This is a genomic window from Streptomyces sp. YKOK-I1 (genome assembly GCF_054660435.1).
The window spans coordinates 6,061,086-6,083,003 of record NZ_BAAGDR010000001.1; the positions used below are offsets into that span (position 1 = coordinate 6,061,086).

Below are 21,918 nucleotides of genomic sequence, written 5' to 3' on the forward strand. Positions count from 1 at the left end.
GGGAGTGTATGGTTTTCATCGAACAGTCGGCAAGCCGCACCCCCGGGGAGAACCGCGTAGTGAGCGCCAGTCATCGGGTCGCCCCCGAGCACACCCACCCCGACGACGTCCCGGTCCCCACCGCCCTCGCCGCCCTCGCCGACCCCGTACGGATCACCCTGGTCCGGGAGCTGGCGGGCTCGCCCGAGTGGACGCGGTCCTGCGGGAGCTTCGACGTGCCGGTGGGCAAGGCCGCGCTCAGCCACCACTTCTCCGTCCTGCGCGGCGCGGGCCTCGTCGAACAGCGCGACGAGGGGCCCCGCCGGGTCAACCGGCTGCGGCGGGAGGAGTTCGACGCCCGCTTCCCGGGGCTGCTGGACCTCGTCCTCGGCGGGGACTAGGCGGGGGACTCGGGGAAGTATCCGTCCTGGCCCGGGCCCGACCCCACGAATCGGGGGCCGGGCCCGGGGCATCGGCTCAGTAGTCCCAGCCGGAGCAGATGTCGTCGTTGTCCTTGACCCACTCGCAGGTGCGGAGCTTGAAGATCGCGCTGCCGCTCCCGCTGGTGGCGGTCGTGTTGATGCCACTCTTGTTCCACAGGTGACGCTGGGTGGACTGGCTGGCCGCGCGGTAGTAGTCGACGTGGGAGTAGTTGTCCGAGTACTCCCTGATCGAGACGGTGCTGTTGTCGCCCTTGCTCCAGGCGTACGCCTCGGAGTTGGGTGACCACTTCGCCAGGGTCTGCGCACCGGCGGGAGAGGCTCCCAGGAGTGCGGCGGCGGCGATCGCCACGGCGGCGAGCTTGGCGGATGCGGGCATGTGTGTTCCCCTCTCGGCCCCGGGCGGGGCCATCTCGTGACATATGAGGCGGCCGGGGCTGGTGCGCCCTGGCGGCCGCGGGCCCCGGCTACTCGCCGTACGGCCGCCAGCGGGCGGCCTCGGCGGTGGCGGCGCGGGCGCCCCAGCCGTAGCTGACGACGGACAGCAGGGCCAGGCCCGCCGAGGTGCCGGTGAGCATCGCGCTGGACAGCGTGATTCCGCTCAGTGCGTCCTCCTGGGGGGCGGCCAGCCAGACGGCGGCCACACAGCCGATGGCGGTTGCGGCCAGCATGGGCGCCAGCAGGCCCCAGAAGGCGGTGGACCAGAAGACGGTACGGCGGCCCGTCAGCACGGTCAGCGGCGCGAGGACACGGCTGAAGCGGATGAACTCGCCCAGGTTCGCCAGGGCGACCGCGAGGGCCAGCAACAGGATGCCGGGCACGCCCAGGAAGATCACCCAACGTCCGTGCGCCGCCGAGAGGTTGGCGCCGAGCAGCCAGGTCTCGCCGAAGGTCCCGGCCGTGGCGGCGCCCAGCGGCAGGCGGGCGTTCAGGATCTCCTTGATGCGCTGCTCCGGCAGATCCCGGCCGTCGGCCGACACCAGCATCAGGGAGGCCGGTGCCGTGTCCTCGGTGAGCTTGGCGGGCAGCACATCGCCCCGGCGGACGTCGACGTGGGTGAGGACGGGGCCGATGCCGACCCACTGCAACACCGTACGGAGCCTCGTCCCGGCCCGGGCTACCGGCACCCGCCGGGTGGCGCCCGCGGCAGGGCAGGTCAGGTCCAGGGCCTTCAGCGCGGCGCAGTCGCCCTGGAGACGGGTGCCGGGCGGCCGGCTGCCGGTGAGGCTGCCGGTCTGGTAGACGGCGACCGGCTCGGCGGCCGAGGGCAGCGCGTCCAGGGTTTCCTCCGCCTCGGCCCGGGTGAGAGTGCCGGTCTCCAGTTCGAGGCTGAGCACGCTGGTGCCGATGAGCCGCTGGGTCGTGGCGGCGGCCGCCGCGGTCGACCCGTACTGAACGCTCTTGAGCTGTACCTGGCTCACCAGCACCATGGCGATGCCGATACCCGCCACCAGGCGTGCGGTGACGCCGGGGTGCGCGGCGATGTGCCGCCCCGCGACCAGCGCGCCGCCACTGCCCGTGCGGCGCGCCGAGCGGGCCAGGCCGCCTCCCACCGAGGCGGCGAGGACCGCCACCGCGCAGGGGAGGGTGGCCATGACGGTGGCCACACCGGTGGTGTAGAGGGTGGCACGCAGACTGGAGTACTCGGCGATGTCGAGCGTTCCCGGTATCCACACGGTGGCGAGGAGCAGCAGCGGGCAGGCGAACGCCGCCCAGCGGATCAGCGTGCCCTTGTGCGCCGCCAGCCGGGTGGAACGGGCCGAGGCCCGGCTTGCGGTGCGGTGCAGCAGACACACCAGGGTCAGGACGCCCACCGCCGAGGCCGCGCCGGCCAGGGCGAGCGCGAGCGCACGGGCCCGCAGGTCGGCCGCGGAGAGTTCGTAGCCGATCCAGGGCAGCCGGATGTCGCCGCCCGTCGCGACGGCGAACGCCGGAAGCACGCCCAGGACGGCACCGGTCAGCACCGGCAGCGCGGATTCGCCGAGGTTCAGCCAGACGCGGGTGCGCAGCCCGCCGCCGAGCGCGCTCACCAGCGCGGTACGGCGGTCGCGGCCCTGGGAGCCCATGCGGGCGGCCACGAACGCCAGCACCAGAGCGGGGACGAGGACCAGATAGAGCCCGGTCCGCAGGCGCTCGCGCGGCGCCACGAAGATCCAGTCGCCGGAGGCTCCGGGCGCGCTGGTCCCGAACCCGACCGCCTTCCTCGCTTGAGAGCTCGCGGTGAGCCGGTCGCCTTTGGGGTTGACGTAGGCGTAGCGCTCGCCCGGACTGGCCAGCCCCTCGTCGCCGATCGTGCCGACCGCGTCGCCGTATCGGTCCGGGTCCCCCGCCGTCCGCAGCGCTGTGCGCAGCGCGGGGGACAGGACGGCCTGGCCGGGATCGGGCCAGCGGTCGAGGCCGGGCGGCAGTGGGGCGTTCGCGGTCAGCGGGCGGATCCAGACCACGCTGTACTGGAGGCCGTCGAGGTCGTCGAAGCCGTCGACGGCCTCGGCCACGGCCGGCCGGTCCGGATGGGCGGCCTGGTACACGAGGCTGCGCTGGGCCGAACGGTGGTACATGCCGCTGTAGGCGGCGTCGACGGCGACCTCGGCCGTGAGTCCGACGGCCACGGCCAGGGTCGCGAGCAGCAGGGCCGCCGCCCGCACCCGGCCGCCGCCCGCGCGGCGCGCGGACGCCCAGCCCATACGCAGCAGCTGCCGCCGCAGCGACCTGCCCGCGCTCATCGGCTCACCGGTTTGGCCCCGACGAGCCGGGCGTCCTTCAACTCCAGGCAGCGGTCGGCCTGCTGGGCGACCGCGAGGTCGTGGGTGACCACCACCAGCGCGCAGCCACGCTGCCGCGGCACCGAGAACAGCAGCTCGGCCACCCCGTCGCGGGTGCGGTTGTCCAGGGCCCCGGTGGGCTCGTCGGCCAGCAGCAGCGCCGGCTCGTTGACCAGCGCGCGGGCGACCGCGGTGCGCTGACGTTCGCCGCCCGACAGCTGCCCGGTCGGCACCCCCTCGCGGGGCACGCCGAGTTCGTCGAGGACCGACTCCGCCCGCCGGTACGCCTCCCGGGTGCCGGTGCCGCCCAGAAGTGCCGCCAGCGCCACGTTCTCGACGGGCGTCAGTTCCGGGAGCAGCTCGCCGAACTGGAAGACCACACCGATGTTCCGGCTCCGGTGTTTTTCCAGGGCGCGGCGTCGCATGGGCACGATGTCGGCTCCCGCCACCTCCACCGCGCCCGTGGCAGGCCGGAGCAGCCCGAGCGCGCAGCCCAGCAGCGTGCTCTTGCCGCTGCCGCTGGGGCCGAGGATCGCCACGGACTGTCCGGCGTCCACCTCCAGATCGAGCCCGTCGAGGAGGACGCGGTCGCTGACGGCGTACCGCAGACCCCGTATCGAGAGGACCGGACGGCGGCCCTCCTGGGCACTCCGACTCATCATGCTGTTCCTCGTGTGGTGTTCCCGGCCGGTGTGTGCACGACGGCGCGACAGCGGCGGGTGTGCGGAAACGCCGAGTTTCCGCACACCCGCCGTGAAGTGACGCTCTGTCAGGTGTCCCAGCCGGAGCAGATGTCGTCGTCGTCCTCGACCCACTCGCAGACCCGGAGCTTGAAGATGTCGTGAATCCCCCAGTCATGCCCCTGGATTCAGCCATCGACAGGGGCGCGATCGGGCCTTTCGGCCCTGCCTGGCAAGCATGACATTGTCATGTTCATCCGGGCAACAGATCTTGACCAGTTGTGGAATATTGTGTGCGATCTTGGGTTTTTCTGTGAAGGCGGGGGAGGGGGGCTCAGGCCTTCGGGGCGGCGGTGAGCCGCCCCCGCAGCCCCGCGTACACCCCCGCCGCCACCACGAACCCCACCAGCGGCGTGATGTCCCCGAACGATGGCCAGTGCGCGGGGACGTATCCGACGTACTTCTCCTGGTTGGAGAAGAGCGGGACCGACACCGCCACGCCGATCAACAGGGCCGCGATTCCGGGGAGGTTGGTGAAGGAGCGGTCGGACAGGCGGGCCGAGAGTTCCTCGTCGGACGCCGTACGGCCGCGGAGCAGACGGTCCGTCAGGACGACCCCCAGCCACGGCGCCACCCAGTACGCGATGACCAGCAGGAACGCCTCGTACGCCGACCCCGCGTCCGACAGCGACGCCCACGCCGCCGCCGTACCGGCCACACCCGAGACCAGGACGAGCGTGCTGCGGCTCAGCCAGGCCGGGAGGTTCAGACCGAGGGCCGTGAGGGAGATCGCGCCGGAGTAGATGTTCAGGGCGTTCGCCGAGATCGCGCCCAGGATGATCGCCAGCAGGACCAGGTCGCCCAGCCAGCCCGGGAGATGGCCGGTGAAGGCCGCGGTCGGGGTGGCGTCCTGCGGGGCGGCGATGGTCGCCGAGGCCGCGCCGATGACCGAGACCACGGCCACCGAGAGGAACAGGCCGAGCGCCGGGTAGAGGGCGGTGCGGAGGCGGTCGGCCGTGCGGGGGAGGTAGCGGGAGTAGTCGGCGGCGTACGGGTTCCAGCCCGCCGCGTAGCCCCAGGCCGTGGCCGTCGCCAGCAGGAAGCCGCCGATGCCGCCGCCCGAGCCGCCCCCGCCGAGGTCCGCGTGACCGAACGTCCACACCCCGGCCAGCAGGAAGACCAGCGCCAGCAGCGGGAAGGCGTACTTCTCGAAGACGTGCACGAAGTTGTGGCCGAGGAAACCGATCAGGATCTCGGCCGCGACCACGAGCAGGAGGGAGGGCAGCGGGCGCAGGCCGGTGAGGGTGTTGAGGGCGAAGGCCGCGCTCACGCTGTTCACCGCGAACCAGCCGACGCCCGCGACCAGTCCGTTCGCGGCGGCCGGGAGGATGTTGCCCCGGAAGCCGAAGGACAGCCGGCCCATCACCATCTGCGGAACGCCGAAGCGGGGGCCGTCGAGGGACAGGACGCCCTGGGTGAGGGCGCCGAGCGCGGTGCCGAGGAGCAGGGCCGCGGTCGCCTCCCAGAAGCCCAGGCCGAAGAAGAGGACCGCGATCACGCCGATGTAGACCGTCGCGAACTCGATGTTCGGGGAGGCCCAGGTCCACAGCAGCTGGAGCGGGGAGCCGTGGCGCTCGGCGTCGGGGACGGGGTCCGAGCCCGCCGTCTCGACGGCGATGACCTTGTCACCGTAGGCGGGGGCGAGGGTGCCGGCGGAGTCGGCGGGAGCAGTCGTCATGCGAGGTAAGTGTCCGGTTCCCGCCCCTTGCGGCCCAGAGGCGCATTGTCCGCTTCGGGAGCCTCACCGGCGTACAACCTGTAGGGCTCCCGGCCCGGTACGGCCGCTCAGCCCTCCTTGGGCTCCTCGCCCGACTCGCGGCGCTTGAGCTCCTCCTCGCGCCGGCGCAGGTCGTCCTCCCAGTCCTTCAGGAGCTGCTCGTCGTTCCTGGCCTTCTCGTCCTTCAGGGACTTGAGGAACTCGGGGTTGTCGTCCGGCGCCACCCACTTCCCGCCCCCGGCGGCACCGCCGCCGGCCGGCCCGCCGCGCACCTTGCCCGCCACCAGCCAGGCCACCGGACCGACCAGCACCTCGCCGAAGAGCAGGATGATCAGCACCCACACCACCTTCGGCAGACCCCGGACCTCTTCCTCCGGGGTGTTCAGGCAGTCGATGAACGCATAGATCCACAGCGCCAGGACCAGCAGAAACGGCAGATACCTGAGCATGGTGGCGGGTTCTCCCAGAGGACGGCGACAGGGCGTGGGCCGCCCCGGTGACGGGGTCAGGGTAGCGGGTGGCCGATACTGGGACACATGGCTTACGACGATCTTCGTTCCCTGCTCAGGGCACTGGAGCGGGAGGGCGACCTCAAGCGCGTGAAGGCCGAGGTCGATCCGTATCTGGAGGTCGGGGAGATCGTCGACCGCGTCCAGAAGTCCGGCGGTCCCGCGCTTCTCTTCGAGAACGTGAAGGGCTCCTCGATGCCCCTCGCGATGAACGTCTTCGGCACCGACCGGCGGCTGCTGAAGGCGCTCGGGCTGAAGTCGTACGGCGAGATCAGCGAGAAGATCGGCGGACTGCTGCGGCCCGAGCTGCCGCACGGATTCGTCGGGGTGCGCGAGGCGTTCGGCAAGCTCGGCGCGATGACCCACGTACCGCCGAAGAAGGTGAAGTCCCAGGACGCCCCGGTGCAGGAGGTCGTCCTGCACGGCGACGACGTGGACCTGGAGCAGCTCCCGGCGCTCTTCACCTGGCCGCAGGACGGCGGCTCGTTCTTCAACCTCGGCCTCACCCACACCAAGGACCCCGAGTCGGGGATCCGCAACCTCGGGCTGTACCGGCTCCAGCGCCACGACAAGCGCACCATCGGCATGCACTGGCAGATCCACAAGGACAGCCGCAACCACTACCAGGTCGCCGCCCGGCGCGGGGAGCGGCTGCCGGTCGCGATCGCCTTCGGCTGCCCGCCCGCCGTGACGTACGCCTCCACCGCGCCGCTCCCCGGCGACATCGACGAGTACCTGTTCGCCGGGTTCCTCGCGGGCAAGCGGATCGAGATGGTCGACTGCAAGACGGTGCCGTTGCAGGTGCCGGCGCAGGCGGAGGTGGTGCTGGAGGGCTGGCTGGAGCCCGGCGAGATGCTCCCCGAGGGCCCCTTCGGCGACCACACCGGCTTCTACACCCCGCAGGAACCGTTCCCCGCGCTCACGATCGACTGCGTCACGATGCGCCGGCGCCCCCTGCTCCAGTCGATCGTGGTCGGCCGCCCGCCGACGGAGGACGGCCCGCTGGGCAAGGCGACCGAGCGGTTCTTCCTGCCGCTGCTGAAGATCATCGTCCCGGACATCGTGGACTACCACCTCCCCGAGGCGGGCGGCTTCCACAACTGCGCGATCGTGTCGATCGACAAGAAGTACCCCAAGCACGCGCAGAAGGTCATGCACGCGATCTGGGGCGCCCACATGATGTCCCTGACCAAGCTGATCGTGGTCGTCGACTCCGACTGCGACGTCCACGATCTGCACGAGGTCGCCTGGCGGGCCCTCGGCAACACGGACTACGCCCGTGACCTGAGCATCGTCGAAGGCCCTGTCGACCATCTCGACCACGCCTCCTACCAGCAGTTCTGGGGCGGCAAGGCGGGCATCGACGCGACGAAGAAATGGCCCGAGGAGGGCTACACGCGCGACGGGGGCTGGCCGGACATGGTCCTGCCGGACCCGGACACGGCGGAACGGGTGACGCGGCGTTGGAAGGAGTACGGACTGTGAGGGCCGGCGTGACGATGGTGCGGGGCAGCGCGGCGGCGGGGCTTCTCCGCCGCCGCGGAGGTGATCCGGTCGATAACCGCGGGACGGAGTACGGCCGGTGAGCGCCTCCGCCGCCGCCGCGGTGCCCCAGCCCGGCAGGACCCGCGCCTTCCTGCGGCTGGTGATGATCGAGCACTCGGTCTTCGCGCTGCCCTTCGCCTACATCGCCGCGCTGACGGCGATGTTCCAGCTCGACCGGAACATCCACTGGGGCCGGCTGCTCCTGGTGACGGTCTGCATGGTCGGCCTGCGCACCTTCGCCATGGCCGTCAACCGGATCATCGACCGCGAGATCGACGCCCGGAACCCGCGCACGGCCCACCGTGAGCTGGTCACCGGCGCGATGTCGGTGAAGCACGCCTGGACCGGCGCGCTGATCGCGGTGGCCGTGTTTTTGGGCTCGGCGGCGATGCTGAACCCGCTCTGCCTGGCCCTGGCGCCGGTCGCCGTGATCCCGATGGTGGTCTACCCCTACGGGAAACGCTTCACCAACTTCCCGCAGGCCATCCTGGGGCTCGCCCAGGCGATGGGGCCGGTCGGCGGCTGGCTGGCCGTCACCGGCGAGTGGTCCTGGGACGCGGTCGTCCTCGGTCTCGCCGTCGGCATCTGGATCGGCGGCTTCGACCTGATCTACGCCTGCCAGGACGTCGAGGCCGACCGTGAGATCGGCGTCATGTCGGTCCCGGCCCGCTTCGGCATCCCCGCGGCCATCCGGGGCGCCCGCGCCTGCCACGCCGTCACCACGGCCCTGTTCGTCTGGTACGCGCTCGCCACCGGCGCCGGTGCCTTCTTCTGGCTCGGACTGGTGATCGTCGCCGGCGCCTTCCTCTACGAGCACACCATCGTGCGCCCCCATGACCTGTCCCGTCTGAACAGGGCGTTCTTCTCGACGAACGGTTTCATCGGGATCAGCCTGTTCGTCTGTGCGCTCGCCGACCTCCTGGTGCGGGGGCTCACGGTGTAGTCCCGTCCTGAAGACCCTCCTGCCCACCGGTACGCTCAAGGTGTGAACGCAGGAGAAACGCAGCGCGTGCCTTGGATCGTGGGGGTGTCCGGGGCGTCCGGTACGCCGTATGCCGCCGCGGTGCTGCGGGCGCTGCTCGCCGGGGGCGAGAGCGTGGACCTGGTGGTCAGCCGGGCCTCGCGGCTCACCCTGCTCGACGAGACCCAGATCTCCTTCCGGGACGCGCACTGGCAGGACGACCTGCGGGAATGGCTCGGGCGGGGGGCCGACGGCAAGCCGGGCGCCTTCGACGCCGACGTCAGCGCGGTGCGGTACTGGGCGGCCGGGGACCTGGCCGCCGGGCCGTCCTCGGGGTCGTATCCCGCGAAAGGGATGATCATCGTCCCGGCCTCGACCGCCTGTGTCGCCGGGGTCGCGCTCGGGCTGTCCAAGGATCTGCTCCAGCGGACCGCCTCCGTCACGCTCAAGGAACGCCGGACGCTCGTCGTCGCCGTACGGGAGACCCCGCTGAACGGGCAGACCCTGCGCCATCTGGTGACCCTGGACGACCTGGGCGCCTCCGTGGTGCCGGCCTCGCCCGCCTTCTACGCGGGCGCCACCCACATCCAGGACCTGGTCGACTTCGTCGCCGGACGGGTGCTCGACGCGGCGGGGGTCGCGCACGGGCTCTACCGCCGCTGGGAGGGCGAACTGGGCGGCGGGTCCGGACCCCGGGACGCCTGAGCGTCATCCGAGTACGTCGCAGTACGTCGCAGTACGTCGCAGTACCTCTCATCTCTTCAGGAACTTCCTCTTCGGGAACTTTGATCGGAAGGCTTCGATTCGCATGGACGCGGTGGACAGGCAGCTCATCCAGGCCCTGCGGGAGAACGGCCGGGCCTCCTACGCGGAACTGGGGCGCCTCGTCGGTCTGTCGGGACCCAGCGTCACCGACCGCATCAACCGGCTGGAGGCGGCCGGTGTCATCACCGGCTATCGCGCCACGGTGAACGCCGCCCAGCTCGGCCTCGGCGTCACCGCCCTCATCGGCATCTCCCTCTCCGACGCCGCCGACCACGAGGACGTGGCGACCCGGCTGAAGGAGTTCGGCGAGATCGAGGACTGCTGGTTCATCGCCGGCGACGACTCGTTCATGCTCAAGGTGCGGGCGAACGACGTGGACGGGCTGGAGAAGATCATCCGGCGGCTGTCGGGGACCAAGGGGGTCTCCCGGACCCGTACCACCATCGTGCTCTCCACGAAGTGGGAGAACCGGGTCGGGGAGCTTCCCGAAGAGGTCTAGAGGTTTAGGCCCGTTTCAGGGCCGTTTTGGGGGTACCTCCCGCCCGAAGGGTGGGGGAGTACGGTTGTCGTCGAGTTGTCGTGGAAAGGTGTGTGGGCATGGACGTCGGGCTCAAGCGCGAGCTGGAGGAGAAGGTCAGGGCCGGTGAGCGGCTGACCCGTGAGGACGGTATCGCGCTGTACGAGTCGGACGACCTGGCGTGGCTCGGCGGCCTCGCCCACGAGGTGCGCACCCGCAAGAACGGCGACGTGGTGCACTTCAACGTCAACCGGCACCTCAACATGACCAACGTGTGCACCGCCTCCTGCGCCTACTGCTCCTTCCAGCGCAAGCCGGGCGAGAAGGACGCGTACACGATGCGCATCGAGGAGGCGGTGAAGCTCGCCAAGGCGATGGAGAGCGAGAACCTCACCGAGCTCCACATCGTCAACGGCCTGCACCCGAACCTGCCGTGGCGCTACTACCCGCGCTCGCTGCGGGAGCTGAAGGCGGCCCTGCCGAACGTGTCGTTGAAGGCCTTCACGGCCACCGAGATCCACCACTTCGAGACGATCAGCGGTCTGTCCGCCTCGGAGATCCTGGACGAACTGATCGACGCGGGCCTGGAGTCCCTCACCGGCGGCGGCGCGGAGATCTTCGACTGGGAGGTCCGGCAGCACATCGTGGACCACCGCACCCACTGGGAGGACTGGTCGCGGATCCACCGCCTGGCGCACGAGAAGGGCCTCAAGACCCCGTGCACCATGCTGTACGGCCACATCGAGGAGCCCCGCCACCGCGTGGACCACGTGCTGCGCCTGCGTGAGCTCCAGGACGAGACGAACGGCTTCCAGGTCTTCATCCCGCTGCGCTACCAGCACGACTTCGTGGACATGAAGGACGGCAAGGTCCGCAACCGCCTTCAGGCCCGCACCCAGATGGCGACCGGCGCGGAGGCCCTGAAGACCTTCGCGGTCTCCCGCCTCCTCTTCGACAACGTCCCGCACGTCAAGGTCTTCTGGGTCATGCACGGCGTCCAGACCGCGCAGCTCGCGCTCCAGCACGGCGCGGACGACATGGACGGCTCGGTCGTCGAGTACAAGATCACCCACGACGCCGACAACTACGGCACCCCCAACAAGCTGACCCGCGAGGACCTCCTCGACCTGATCCGCGACGCGGGCTTCCGTCCGGTGGAACGGAACACGCGCTACGAGATCATCCGCGAGTACGACGGCCCGGACCCCCTGCGCCGGGAGTCGCCGCAGCCGATGCGGGTCTGAGGCACCGAGACGGCGTTGAGGCGAGGGCAGGGTAATGGATACCCTGCCCTCATGCCCCTTACCTTCACCCTGGACCCGGCCGTCGACCCCGCCTTGCGCGACGGGGTGCTCGACCTGTGGACCGACGTCTCCAACGCGGGCGGGGCCGTCGGGTTCGTGCCGCCGGTGGGGCGTGAGGAGGTACGGCCGGAGCTGGTGAAGCACCTCGTGGCCATGGCCGAGGGGCGGCACCGGCTGCTCATCGGGCGCGACGGGACCGGCGAGGTGGCGGCGACCGCGTTCTTCGCCTTCAACACCCACCGGTTGATGACCCACTGGGTGTGGCTCTACACGGTGATGGTCCACCCCCGCCATCAGGGCCGGGGGCACGGCCGCGACCTGCTGGCGGCCGCCGCCGGCGTCGCGCGCGGCTTCGAGGGCATCGACGCCATCCGGCTCACCTGCCGGGGCGGACTCGGCCTGGAGCGGTTCTACGGCTCCTGCGGCTACAAGGAGGTCGGACGGGTCCCCGGCGCCATCCGCGTCGGCCCCGGCGACGACCGCGACGACATCACCCTGCTGCTGCCGCTCGGCTGACCGCGCCCGCACCCCCGTGCAAGATCGGGACCCCGGCGTGCTTCACTGGACGACGGCCCTTTTTGGAGAAGGAAGAGTGGATTGAGATGCTCCGCTACACGCTGATGCGCCTCGGCGTCTTCGCCGGCTGCCTCCTGGCCGTCTGGGGTCTGGTCTACGCCGGTGTCCTGCCGCGCGGTCTCGGCGACTCCAACGGCATGTGGATCGTCCTGCTCGCGCTGGTCGTCTCCGCCCCCATCAGCTTCGTCGTCCTGCGGGGGGAGCGCGACCGCGCCTCGGTGAGCGTCGTGCAGCGGGTGGACCGGATGAAGGCCAACCTGGAGGCCAACCGCTCCCAGGAGGACGAGGCGGTCGACGCGGCCGAGGCCCGGGCCCAGAGTCAGCCCTCCTGACGGAGTTCACTTCCGCCCGGTCCAACTAGGCTGGCCTCATGGGTGCCGTGAAGACCAAACGGATGCCACGCGCGGTCCGTGAGCAGCAGATGCTGGACGCCGCCGTGGAGATCTTCGGGCAGCGGGGGTACATGGCCGCGTCGATGGACGAGATCGCCGAACTGGCGGGCGTCTCCAAGCCGTTGGTGTACCTGTACCTGAACTCCAAGGAAGACCTCTTCACCGCCTGTATCCGCCGTGAGGCGAGGGCGCTGGTGGACGCGGTGCGCTCGGGCGTCCGTACCGACCTGCCGGCCGACCGCCGGCTCTGGGACGGGCTGCTGGCGTTCTTCGCGCACACCGCCGCCCATCCGCACGCCTGGTCCGTCGTGCACCTCCAGGCCCGCACCCACGGTGAGACCTTCGCCGCCGAGGCCGCCGCGATGCGCGAGGAGATCGTCGCCTTCGTCACCCATCTCATAGCCGTGGGCGCCCGCGAGGCGCACCGCGACCCCGATCTCCCCGAGCGGGAGGTCGCCGGGCTCGCCGAGGCGCTGGTCGGCGCGGCCGAGTCGCTCGCCGTCTGGGCCAACGCCACCGAGGGCGTCACGGCCCGGCAGGCGGCGGCGACCCTGATGAACTTCGCGTGGGCCGGGCTGGGCGACCTGACACAGGGCCGGTCCTGGTCCCCTCCCCCCGCCGCCGACGTATCCCCCGCATGACACTTGTCATGCGGGACGCAGGACTCCCGGCACTGGGCCGCCCCCACCCGCCGCTCCTACCGTTCTTCCCATGACGAAGCCCAGCGCGGACCAGACGCAGAAGACGGACATCAGGATCAGCCTGATCGGGGGTCACCGGCTCGACGGCGCCACCCTCCACGAGCGCACCCTCACCGTCTCCCTCGTCGGCGGAGCCGACGTCGACCTGACGGACGTGGAGATCCCGGACGGCGCCGAGCTGCGCATCACCAAGCTGAGCCTGATCGGCGGTGTCTCCCTCAAGGTCCGCTCCGACGTCCGGGTCGAGGTCCACGGCCTGCGCCTCGGCGGCGTCCGCGACACGGGCCCCACCGAGCCGAACGGCCCCACCGTCCGCGTCGAGGCCTGGGGCCTGCTCGGCGGAGTGACGATCCACCGCCCCTGAAGTTCCCCTGAGGGCCGGGTGAGGAGTTGCTCAGAACGTGAGCCGGTCCACCCGTCCGCTCACATGGAGCCGCGCCGCCGCCTCCCCCGTCCCGCGCAGCTCGAACCGTACGCCGTCCGAGCCGAACGCCACCGCCCCCGGCAGCAGCACCGGCGCCCGGAACTCCGCCCGGGTCCGTACGGCCGGCGGGGTGCCGTGGGCGGCGAGGCAGCGCGCCACGGTCCACATGCCGTGGGCGATGGCGCGGGGGAAGCCGAAGAGACGGGCGGTGAGCGGGTGGAGGTGGATGGGGTTGCGGTCGCCGGAGGCGGCCCCGTAGCGCCGGCCGACGTCGGCGGCCAGCCGCCACTCGTCGAGGAGGGGGAGGGGCGCGGCCTCCTGCTCCTCGGGCGCGGGCCTCGGCTCCCGCCCGGTGCGGTGCCGGGCCAGATAGGTGCTCGTCGACTCCCATACGACGGCGTCCGCCTCCCGCAGCCGCGTCACCACGAACGCCTCAGTGCCGCGTCGGTGCGGCGCCAACCGGTCGACGTGCACGGAGAGTTCGTACGTCCCGGCGGCGGCGAGCGGACGGTAGCGGGTGATGTCGATCGAGGTGTGGACGAGACCGAGCAGCGGGAGCGGGAAGTCCCGGCCGCTCATCAGGCTCATGGCCAGCGGGAAGCCCAGCACATGCGGATAGGTGAGCGGCAGGGCGTCCTCGCCGGTGGGGAAGCCGCACACCCGCTCATAGGAAGCCAGCCGGTCGAGGTCGACCCGCAGTCCGGGCAGGACCAGCCGGGCGCCGGTGAAGTCCACGCCGGGCCGCGGCCGTTTGAACGGTGAGCGCAGGGCCCCGCAGGCCAGCAGCGGGACGAGGGCGGGGGAGGAGGAGAGGGTGGTCGTGACCGCTGTCATCACGCCCCCAGCAGGCTCTGGCCGCACACCCGTACGACCTGTCCGTTGACCGCGCCGGAGGCCGGGTGCGCGAGCCAGGCGGTGGTCTCGGCGACGTCGGCGGGCAAGCCTCCTTGCGCGAGGGAGTTCATCCGGCGGCCCGCCTCCCGGATGAACAGCGGCACCGCGGCCGTCATCTTCGTCTCGATGAAGCCGGGCGCGACCGCGTTCACCGTCACCCCGTGCTCGGCGAGCGCGCGCGGGGCGAGGGCACGGACCAGCCCGGCCACGCCCGCCTTGCTCGCGCCGTAGTTCGTCTGCCCCGCGTTGCCCGCGAGCCCGGCGATGGAGGCGGTCGCCACGATCCGCCCGCCCGTGCGGAGGGTGCCCTTGGCGAGCAGCGCGTCCGTGGTGCGCAGCACGCTCGCGAGGTTGACGTCGAGGACCGAACTCCAGCGCTCGGCCGGCATGTTGACCAGTCGGCGGTCACGGGTGACGCCCGCGTTGTGGATCAGCAGGTCGAGTCCGCCCGGGAGTTCGGCGGCGATCCGTTCGCCCGCGTCCGCGGCCGTGATGTCGAGAGCGAGGGCTCGTCCGCCCAGCCGTTCGGCGACCCGTCGGGCGTCCGCCTCGGCCTGCGGGATGTCGAGGACGACGACCTCGGCGCCGTCCCGGGCGAGGGTCTCGGCGACGGCCTCGCCGATGCCGCGCGCGCCGCCGGTGACGAGGGCGGTGCGGCCGGCGAGGGGGCGGTCCGGGAAGTCGTGGGGGCGGTCCGAGCGGGCGTGGGCGGCCGGCTGTCCCGCGCCGACCCCGATGACCTGGCCGCTGACGTAGGCCGACTTGGGGGAGAGGAGGAAGCGCAGGGTGGACTCGGCGGCGGCCGCGTCGGTGAGCCGTAGGAGGTTCACGGTCCGGCCGCGGCCGATCTCCTTGCCGAGGGAGCGGGTGAATCCCTCCAGGGCCTGCTGCACGGCCGCCCGGTGGTGGTCGTCGTCGGCGTCGAGGGGGGAGCCGAGGACGACGATCCGGCCGCTCGGAGCGACCGAGCGGACCACCGGGTGCAGGGCCGCGTGCACCTCGGCGAGGGTGTCGACGTCCCGGACCCCGGTCGCGTCCAGGACGACGGCGGCGGGGTCGGCGGTGCCGAGGGGGAGACCGGTGCGGGCGAGCACCGGAGTGAGGTCGAGGGCGGACGATCCGGCCGTAAGGTGATGCAAAGTGCCTGTGAGGAACGGATGTTCGGGAGACCAGCGCCTGAGCGCCGCCGGCTGCGGCAGGCCGAGCCGTCGGGTGAGGAAGCGGCCGGGTGCGGTGGCGGTGAAACTCAGATAGCGGTCGGCCATGTTCGTCTCGTCTCCCACGGGCTCGGCTGACTGAAAAAGCTTCTTACTCCGGAGTAAGGTTACCCGGGGTAAGTCTAGGTCAAGGGTGAGGAGCAGGTCGAGATGAGTACCTCGGAGCCGTCGCGGGCGAGTACCCCGGAGCCGTCGAAGGTGACCTATCTGAGAGGCGCGCGGAAACCCGCCTTCGAACCCCCGCGCGCCCGCCGCGTCGCGGTGATCGGCGGCAGCCGGACCCCCTTCGCCCGCTCCGACGGCCCCTACGCCACCGCCTCCAACCAGGACATGCTCACGGCGGCGGTCAACGGCCTGGCCACCCGCTACGGGCTCGACGTGCCCGGGGTCGTCGGCGAGGTCGTCGCCGGCGCCGTCCTCAAGCACAGCCGCGACTTCAACCTCACCCGCGAGACCGTCCTCGGCTCCCGGCTCGACCCGCGCACCCCCGCCTACGACATCCAGCAGGCCTGCGGCACCGGCCTGCAGGCCGTCATCGCCGCCGCCAACAAGATCGCCCTCGGCCAGACCGAGTCGGCCGTCGCGGGCGGCGCCGACACCGCGAGCGACGCCCCGCTCGGCGTCAACGACTCACTGCGCCGCATCCTGCTCCAGGCCCGCCGCGCCAGGACGACGGCCGGCCGCCTCAAGGCCCTCGCCCGGATCCGCCCCTCCCATCTGGTCCCCGACATCCCGCGCAACGCCGAACCCCGCACCGGTCTGTCCATGGGCGAGCACGCGGCGGTCACCGCCCGCGCCTGGGGCGTCGAGCGCGAGGCCCAGGACGAACTGGCGGCGGCCAGCCACCAGCGACTGGCGGCCGCGTACGAACGCGGTTTCTTCTCCGACCTGGTCGTCCCCTTCCACGACCTGACCCGCGACCAGAACCTGCGCCCGGACTCCACCGTCGAGAAACTCGCCACGCTGAAGCCGGTGTTCGGCACCGACGGGCCGAACCCCACGATGACGGCGGGCAATTCGACTCCGCTCACCGACGGCGCGGCGGTCGTCCTGCTCGCCTCCGAGGAGTGGGCCGAGGTCCGGGGCCTGGAACCGCTCGCCTACCTCACCGTGTACGAGACGGCGGCCGTCGACTTCGTCCACGGCGATGTCGGCAAGGGCGAGGACGGGCTGCTGATGGCCCCCGCCTACGCCGTACCGCGCATGCTGGAGCGGGCCGGCCTCGGTATCGAGGACTTCGACCTGGTGGAGGTCCACGAGGCCTTCGCCTCCCAGGTGCTGGCCACGCTCGCCGCCTGGGAGAAGCAGGGCCTGGCCCCGGTGGACCGCGACAAGCTCAACGTCAACGGCTCCTCCCTCGCCACCGGCCACCCGTTCGCCGCCACCGGCGCCCGGATCGTCGCGACCCTGGCCAAGCTGCTCGCGGAACGAGGCGTTCCGGGGCGGGGGCTGATCTCGGTCTGCGCGGCCGGCGGCCAAGGCGTGACGGCGGTACTGGAACGCCCCTGACCCCCGCTGACCAGCGGTCAGGGCTGAACCGCGAGCGAACCTGAGCCCCTGTCACATAATCTCCGAGATTGCACAGCCCTGACCCCGGATCATCCCCGAACACCCACAAGCCCCCCACGCCCACGCCGTACGATCCCCTACCTAACCGTCGGTAACCTCTTTCTTCGGGGCCATCCCGGTGAACGCCTCCATACCCGAGGCACGTACGTCTTTGCAGCAAGCAGTTCTTTCGCGCTGCACGCCAAGGGAGCCGCCCGTGTCCACGCCCTACGCCACCTCGACCGACTTCGCCGACGCTCCTCCCGCCCTCGTGGAACCCGAGACGCGCCGGCTGGACGGTCATGTACGCGAGGCCGCCGTACCGGCGTTCGCTCAGCCGGTCACCCACGGCTCCCTCGCCGACCTGCCCTACGACAACGCCGCCGCCGCCCCGCAGGCGGTGGTCCTCAGCCGCAAGGAGCAGGACGCCACCTGGACCGACATCACGGCGGAGGACTTCGCCGCCCAGGTGCACGCCGTGGCCAAGGGGCTGATCGCGGAAGGGCTGATGCCGGGCGACCGGATCGCCATCATGGCCCGTACGACGTACGAGTGGACGCTCCTCGACTTCGCCGCCTGGGCGGCCGGTCTGGTCACCGTCCCCATCTACCCCACCTCCTCCGTCTTCCAGACCCGCTGGATCCTCCAGGACTCCGGCGCGGTCGCCCTGGTCACCGAGACCCTCGGCCAGGCCGCCGCCCTCGGCCCCGAGCGCGACCGGCTGCCCGACCTCCAGCACATGTGGGTGATGGAGAAGGGCCATGTCGACCGGCTGGGCGAGGCAGGCGTCCATGTCCCCGACGGCGAGGTCGCCGTCCGGCGCGGGGTGCTGGGCCCCGACACCCTCGCCACCCTCATCTACACCTCCGGCACCACCGGCCGCCCCAAGGGCTGCGCGCTCACCCACGGCAACTTCTTCGCCGAGGTCGACAACGCGATCGAACTCCTCTACCCGGTCTTCAAGTCGAAGGGCGACTCACGGGGCGAGGACCTCTCCGTCCTCCTCTTCCTCCCCATGTCCCATGTCTTCGGCCGGATGGTGGCGATCGCCTGCATCCGGGCCCGGGTCCGCCTCGGCCACGCCCCCAGCCTGAAGGCCGACGACCTCCTCCCGGACCTGGCCGCCTTCAGACCCACCTGTCTGCTCTCCATCCCCTACATGCTGGAGAAGGTCTTCAACACGGCCCGGGCGAAGGCCGAGGCGGGCGGCCGCCTCACCACCTTCGACCGGGCCGTCTCCGTCGCCCGCCGCTACGGCGAGGCCGTCGAGGCCCAGAAGACCGGCACCGGCTCCGGCCCCGGCGCCACCCTGCGCGCCGCCCGCACCTTCTACGACCCGCTGGTGTACCGCCGTATCCGCAACGCCATGGGCGGCCGGGTCCGCCACGCCATCTGCGGCGGCTCCCCCCTGGGCCGCCGCCTCTCCTCCTTCTACCTGGGCGCGGGGATCGAGATCTACGAGGGCTACGGCCTCACGGAGACGACCGGCGCCTCCACGGTCACCCCGCCCCTGAAACCCCGCCTGGGCACGGTCGGCTGGCCCCTGCCGGGCACGAAGATCCGGATCGCCGCCGACGGCGAGATCCTCATCGCCGGCGACCACGTCCTGCGCGGCTACTGGGACCCGGCGGCGGGCGGAGTCGTCCCCGCCGCCCCCGACGGCTGGCTGCCGACGGGCGACCTGGGCGAACTGGACGACGAGGGCTATCTGACCATCACCGGCCGCAAGAAGGAGATGATCATCACGGCGGGCGGCAAGAGCGTGGCCCCCGCCCCCCTGGAGAACTGGCTCCGCTCCCACCCCCTGATCTCCCAGGCCCTGGTCCTCGGCGACGCCCGCCCCTACGTCTCCGCCCTCCTCACCATCGACCCCGACGGCCTCACCCACTGGCGCAACATGAACGGCAAGCATCCGGTGCCGGTGGAACTGCTGCTCGGCGACGAGGAGTTGACCGCCGTCCTCCAGAGGGCGATCGACGAGGCCAACAAGCTGGTCTCCCGCCCGGAGTCCATCCGCCGCTTCACCGTCCTCCCGGTGGACTTCACCGAGACAGCCGGCCACCTCACCCCTTCCATGAAACTCCGCCGCGAGACGATCCTGCGCGACTTCTCGGAACAGGTGGAGGGGCTGTACACGCAGTAGGACGGTGGCGGACCCGGCCTAGGGGCGCTCGCCCGGCTTGTCCACGACTCCCCAGGCGTCGCGGACGGTGACCACATCGAGGGACCTGGGGGGCATCGACGGGCCGCTCTCCGTGGTGTTCCAGGCCGACGGGAGGTGTGCCTTCTCGCCCAGATAGGCGTAGGTCTCCGGGTCGAAGTACAGCTCCTGCTTGCCCTGATAGCCCGAGGGCACGGCCTTGACGTAGTTCACCGTCACCCCGATGGCGGGGCGCCCGATCGGGTCCTCGATGCCCTTCTCCACCTGGGCGCCGGGAATCCTCGCGAGGGCGCGGAAGAGCCCGGCCTGCGCGTTCGGCGGGATCAGCACCGACCCGTACAGGATGCTGATCTCCCGCCAGTCCCGTTGCGCCCGCGTCTCGCCCTCGAAGTCACCGAAGGCGCGCTCCTTGCGGATCGCCGCCATCATGCGGTCCGGATCGCTGGGGAGGGTGGCGAGGAAGCGGTAGAACGCGCGCTGCGAGCGGTCGTCGTAGCCGTTCTTCCTCCAGTCCGTCTCCTTCGGGGGACCGTACGAGACCTGGAGCTTGTCCGGGTCGAACGTCGACAGGTCGTCGGTGTGCGGGAGACCGGGCAGCCGGGCCTCGCCGAAGCCGTCCCAGCGGGTCCAGAGTTCCGTGGTCGAGCCGCCGGAACCGAGGGACGTCTCCTTCTTGTACACCCACTGCTTCGGCCCGGGTTCGGCGGCGCCGAGCCTCTGCACGGTCGCGGCGGCCAGTTCCAGGGTGTCGGCGGAGGCCCGCGCGGACAGCACCTGACGGCCCGGCGCGGGAGAGGCCGTGGCGGGGGCCTCGGCGGCGTCGTCGGGGAGGGTGGAGACGAGGGCGCCGGTGACGGCGAGCGCGCCGGCCGCGGCGGCGACCAGGAGGATTCGGCGCCGGGGCGCGGGCCTGGCCGGGGCCTGGGCCGGGCGGGCATCCTGCTGGAACGCCTCGCAGAGCAGTGCGCGCCCGGGTGCGAGACGGTCGCTGTCGGGGAGCGGGGCGTCGGCGCGCAGCGCACGGACGGCCGCGGCGGGCTCGTTCATCTCATTCATGCGAGGTCACCTTCCGGTGCGTGCGGTGCGAAGGGGACTGCCTGGTCGGTCGGTTCGGTGAAGGGGCTGAGCAGGTCCGTCGCCGAGCGCAGCTTTCTGCGGGCCCGGTTGAGCCGGGACCGCACGGTCCCCACCGGGATGTCCAGGGCCTCGGCGATCTCCTGGTACGTGAAGTCGGCCCACGCGAACAGCAGCAGCGTGTGCCGGTCCCCCTCGGAGAGCCTGGCCAACGCCTTCGCGAGCGGCCGGGAGACCGACTGCGCGGTGACCCGGTCGTCGGCGGAGTCGGTCCAGGACTCGGCGACCGGGTCGTGCCCGGTGCGGGCGAGCAGCCGCAGCGCCCTCACCTCCTCCCGCCGGTGCCGGCTGATCAGCTTCGCCGCGATGCCGTGCAGCCAGGGGCGGACACCGGCGCGCCCGCTGTCGTAGCGGGCCCGGATCCGGAAGGCCGTGAGGAAGGTCTCGGCGGTGACGTCGTCGGCGGCGTCCCGGCCGAGGCGCCGGGCGACATACCGGTGGATGGTGGGCGCGTGGCGGTCGAACAGCACCGCGAAACGCTCGGGTTCGTCGAGCGACGCCGCCATCAGCACGGCATCGGAGTCAGTCATGGACGGTCCATGGGTCGGAGGGCCAGAGGAAGTGCACAGAGTTCACTCAGCTCTTGTCCACGGACGCGGACCGGGTTCACGGGCGCCTGGTGCGGCCCGGGACGAGCACCTCCGCGAACCCCTCCACGAACGCGTTGAGGCGGTCGAGGAACGGCCCGCCGCGCGCCACCCGGAACCCGTGCCGCCGCCCGTGGAACGCGGCCCGTACGACATGGAAGTGCGCCCAGCGCCCGACCCGCTCCCGGTCCAGCCCGGCGGCCTCGGAGAAGACGTCCAGGACCCGGAACCCGGCCTTGCGCACCTCACCGGGATCGTCGAGGGAGATCAGCCGCAGCCCGAGCGCCTTGAGCAGCGTCCCCCCGTCGTACGCCGGATCCCCCGCCCACCCCTTCGGATCGACGGCGAGCCACGGCTCCCGCTCGGCCCGCAGGATGTTCCGCGCGTGCAGATCACCGTGCACGACGAGATCCGGCTGCTCCGGCCCGAGCTCCCGTACGGTGGCCAGCGCGGCGTCGACGGCCCGGTCGGAGACGGCGTGACGCAACTCGGCCCGGTCCCGCGCGAGTTCCTCACCCCACTCGACGGCCATGTCCCGCATCCGGGGCAGTCCGTCGGGCGCGTCCACGGCAAGCCGCCGACTGACCCGCCCCGCGACGAGGGCGACCTCGTCCGTGTCCTCCACCTCGGCGAGCGACTCCGCCCGAACCCGCTCCAGCAGCATCGCAAACCGCACGTCGTCCCGCGCGAACAGCCGCACGGCCCCCCGCCCACCCCAGGCGGCGAAGGCGTCGGGTTCGTGGACGTTGCCGGGATGCGGATACGACACCTTGATCACGGCGGGCCCGTGCGCAGCCGCCACGACGGGGACGACGATCCCGACCCCGCCGTGCAGGACGTCCCCATCGACGACGCATTCCCACCGCCCGACCAGTTCCCCGACAAGCGAAGGCAACTGCCCGATCCACCGGGCCCCTTCCTCCCTCTCCCGCTCGACGGTCTGACGGACGAACGTCTCCGGCACTTCGATCATGCGGCCCATTCTCACGACCACCGGACGCCGGGCGCACAGGTTCGTCGCGTATACCTCGGCCGCCGGACGGGC

The 21,918-nt window shown here is 71.7% G+C and carries 22 protein-coding genes; 12 read left to right on the forward strand and 10 right to left on the reverse strand.

Features of this window, described 5'->3' with window-relative positions; translation table 11 throughout:
* Positions 1 to 8 precede the first annotated feature (8 nt).
* Positions 9 to 380 (forward strand): ArsR/SmtB family transcription factor, encoded by a 372-nt coding sequence (locus ACYQ8Q_RS26890; RefSeq protein WP_460068416.1) that lies wholly within the window; start codon positions 9 to 11, stop codon positions 378 to 380.
* Between the two features lie 76 nt (positions 381 to 456).
* On the opposite strand, the gene ACYQ8Q_RS26895 is transcribed toward ACYQ8Q_RS26890, so the two are convergent.
* From ACYQ8Q_RS26895 to ACYQ8Q_RS26915, 5 genes are all read right to left on the reverse strand, one after another.
* Positions 457 to 798 carry a hypothetical protein gene (locus ACYQ8Q_RS26895; RefSeq protein WP_460068417.1) on the reverse strand — a complete coding sequence of 114 codons (342 nt, stop codon included), beginning with the start codon at positions 796 to 798 and terminating at the stop codon, positions 457 to 459.
* An 88-nt stretch (positions 799 to 886) separates the two neighbouring features.
* On the reverse strand, positions 887 to 3,142 hold the full coding sequence (locus ACYQ8Q_RS26900) for a hypothetical protein (RefSeq protein WP_460068418.1): 2,256 nt from the start codon (positions 3,140 to 3,142) through the stop codon (positions 887 to 889).
* Positions 3,139 to 3,843 carry an ABC transporter ATP-binding protein gene (locus tag ACYQ8Q_RS26905; protein WP_460068419.1) on the reverse strand — a complete coding sequence of 235 codons (705 nt, stop codon included), beginning with the start codon at positions 3,841 to 3,843 and terminating at the stop codon, positions 3,139 to 3,141. The genes ACYQ8Q_RS26900 and ACYQ8Q_RS26905 overlap by 4 nt, the downstream gene beginning before the upstream one ends.
* 352 nt (positions 3,844 to 4,195) lie before the next feature.
* Complete coding sequence (locus tag ACYQ8Q_RS26910) at positions 4,196 to 5,599, reverse strand: purine-cytosine permease family protein (RefSeq protein WP_460068420.1); 1,404 nt, start codon at positions 5,597 to 5,599, stop codon at positions 4,196 to 4,198.
* 107 nt (positions 5,600 to 5,706) lie between these two features.
* Positions 5,707 to 6,087, reverse strand: coding sequence for a PLD nuclease N-terminal domain-containing protein (locus ACYQ8Q_RS26915; RefSeq protein WP_460068421.1), 381 nt, complete (start codon positions 6,085 to 6,087; stop codon positions 5,707 to 5,709).
* 87 nt (positions 6,088 to 6,174) lie between these two features.
* On the opposite strand from ACYQ8Q_RS26915, the gene ACYQ8Q_RS26920 reads away from it, so the two are divergent.
* The 9 genes from ACYQ8Q_RS26920 to ACYQ8Q_RS26960 all read left to right on the forward strand — a co-directional run bounded on the left by ACYQ8Q_RS26920 (position 6,175) and on the right by ACYQ8Q_RS26960 (position 13,272).
* Positions 6,175 to 7,632 (forward strand): menaquinone biosynthesis decarboxylase, encoded by a 1,458-nt coding sequence (locus ACYQ8Q_RS26920; RefSeq protein WP_460068422.1) that lies wholly within the window; start codon positions 6,175 to 6,177, stop codon positions 7,630 to 7,632.
* Positions 7,633 to 7,729: 97 nt separating this feature from the next.
* Complete coding sequence (gene mqnP / locus ACYQ8Q_RS26925) at positions 7,730 to 8,635, forward strand: menaquinone biosynthesis prenyltransferase MqnP (RefSeq protein ID WP_460068423.1); 906 nt, start codon at positions 7,730 to 7,732, stop codon at positions 8,633 to 8,635.
* A 66-nt stretch (positions 8,636 to 8,701) separates the two neighbouring features.
* A complete protein-coding gene (locus tag ACYQ8Q_RS26930; RefSeq protein ID WP_460068424.1) occupies positions 8,702 to 9,358 on the forward strand; it encodes a UbiX family flavin prenyltransferase in 657 nt (218 codons plus the stop codon).
* Between the two features lie 103 nt (positions 9,359 to 9,461).
* Positions 9,462 to 9,917, forward strand: coding sequence for an Lrp/AsnC family transcriptional regulator (locus tag ACYQ8Q_RS26935; RefSeq protein ID WP_460068425.1), 456 nt, complete (start codon positions 9,462 to 9,464; stop codon positions 9,915 to 9,917).
* A 98-nt stretch (positions 9,918 to 10,015) separates the two neighbouring features.
* A complete protein-coding gene (gene mqnE / locus ACYQ8Q_RS26940; protein WP_460068426.1) occupies positions 10,016 to 11,179 on the forward strand; it encodes an aminofutalosine synthase MqnE in 1,164 nt (387 codons plus the stop codon).
* 51 nt (positions 11,180 to 11,230) lie between these two features.
* Entirely contained in the window at positions 11,231 to 11,755 is a 525-nt protein-coding gene (locus ACYQ8Q_RS26945) for an N-acetyltransferase family protein (protein ID WP_460068427.1), read from the forward strand.
* Between the two features lie 86 nt (positions 11,756 to 11,841).
* Complete coding sequence (locus ACYQ8Q_RS26950; protein WP_460068428.1) at positions 11,842 to 12,147, forward strand: DUF4229 domain-containing protein; 306 nt, start codon at positions 11,842 to 11,844, stop codon at positions 12,145 to 12,147.
* Between the two features lie 38 nt (positions 12,148 to 12,185).
* Positions 12,186 to 12,848, forward strand: coding sequence for a TetR/AcrR family transcriptional regulator (locus ACYQ8Q_RS26955; RefSeq protein ID WP_460068429.1), 663 nt, complete (start codon positions 12,186 to 12,188; stop codon positions 12,846 to 12,848).
* A gap of 70 nt (positions 12,849 to 12,918) precedes the next feature.
* The gene (locus ACYQ8Q_RS26960; protein WP_460068430.1) at positions 12,919 to 13,272 is read left to right on the forward strand and encodes a hypothetical protein; all 354 of its coding nucleotides are present in this window, start codon (positions 12,919 to 12,921) and stop codon (positions 13,270 to 13,272) included.
* A gap of 30 nt (positions 13,273 to 13,302) precedes the next feature.
* Here the strand turns inward: ACYQ8Q_RS26960 and ACYQ8Q_RS26965 are convergent, their stop codons facing one another.
* Entirely contained in the window at positions 13,303 to 14,166 is an 864-nt protein-coding gene (locus tag ACYQ8Q_RS26965) for a MaoC family dehydratase (protein WP_460068431.1), read from the reverse strand.
* The gene (locus ACYQ8Q_RS26970) at positions 14,166 to 15,491 is read right to left on the reverse strand and encodes a 3-oxoacyl-ACP reductase (RefSeq protein ID WP_460073499.1); all 1,326 of its coding nucleotides are present in this window, start codon (positions 15,489 to 15,491) and stop codon (positions 14,166 to 14,168) included. Before ACYQ8Q_RS26970 ends, ACYQ8Q_RS26965 begins: the two co-directional genes overlap by 1 nt.
* Positions 15,492 to 15,593: 102 nt before the next feature.
* Between ACYQ8Q_RS26970 and ACYQ8Q_RS26975 the strand changes: the two genes are divergently transcribed.
* Together ACYQ8Q_RS26975 and ACYQ8Q_RS26980 are read left to right on the forward strand one after the other, a co-directional pair.
* Positions 15,594 to 16,952 (forward strand): acetyl-CoA C-acetyltransferase, encoded by a 1,359-nt coding sequence (locus tag ACYQ8Q_RS26975; protein ID WP_460068432.1) that lies wholly within the window; start codon positions 15,594 to 15,596, stop codon positions 16,950 to 16,952.
* A 256-nt stretch (positions 16,953 to 17,208) separates the two neighbouring features.
* On the forward strand, positions 17,209 to 19,134 hold the full coding sequence (locus tag ACYQ8Q_RS26980; protein ID WP_460068433.1) for an AMP-dependent synthetase/ligase: 1,926 nt from the start codon (positions 17,209 to 17,211) through the stop codon (positions 19,132 to 19,134).
* A gap of 18 nt (positions 19,135 to 19,152) precedes the next feature.
* Here the strand turns inward: ACYQ8Q_RS26980 and ACYQ8Q_RS26985 are convergent, their stop codons facing one another.
* The 3 genes from ACYQ8Q_RS26985 to ACYQ8Q_RS26995 form a co-directional block, all read right to left on the reverse strand.
* Entirely contained in the window at positions 19,153 to 20,208 is a 1,056-nt protein-coding gene (locus ACYQ8Q_RS26985; RefSeq protein WP_460068434.1) for a CU044_5270 family protein, read from the reverse strand.
* Positions 20,205 to 20,816, reverse strand: coding sequence for an RNA polymerase sigma factor (locus ACYQ8Q_RS26990; protein WP_460068435.1), 612 nt, complete (start codon positions 20,814 to 20,816; stop codon positions 20,205 to 20,207). The genes ACYQ8Q_RS26985 and ACYQ8Q_RS26990 overlap by 4 nt, the downstream gene beginning before the upstream one ends.
* A 76-nt stretch (positions 20,817 to 20,892) precedes the next feature.
* Positions 20,893 to 21,846 carry an aminoglycoside phosphotransferase family protein gene (locus tag ACYQ8Q_RS26995; RefSeq protein WP_460068436.1) on the reverse strand — a complete coding sequence of 318 codons (954 nt, stop codon included), beginning with the start codon at positions 21,844 to 21,846 and terminating at the stop codon, positions 20,893 to 20,895.
* Positions 21,847 to 21,918 lie beyond the last annotated feature (72 nt).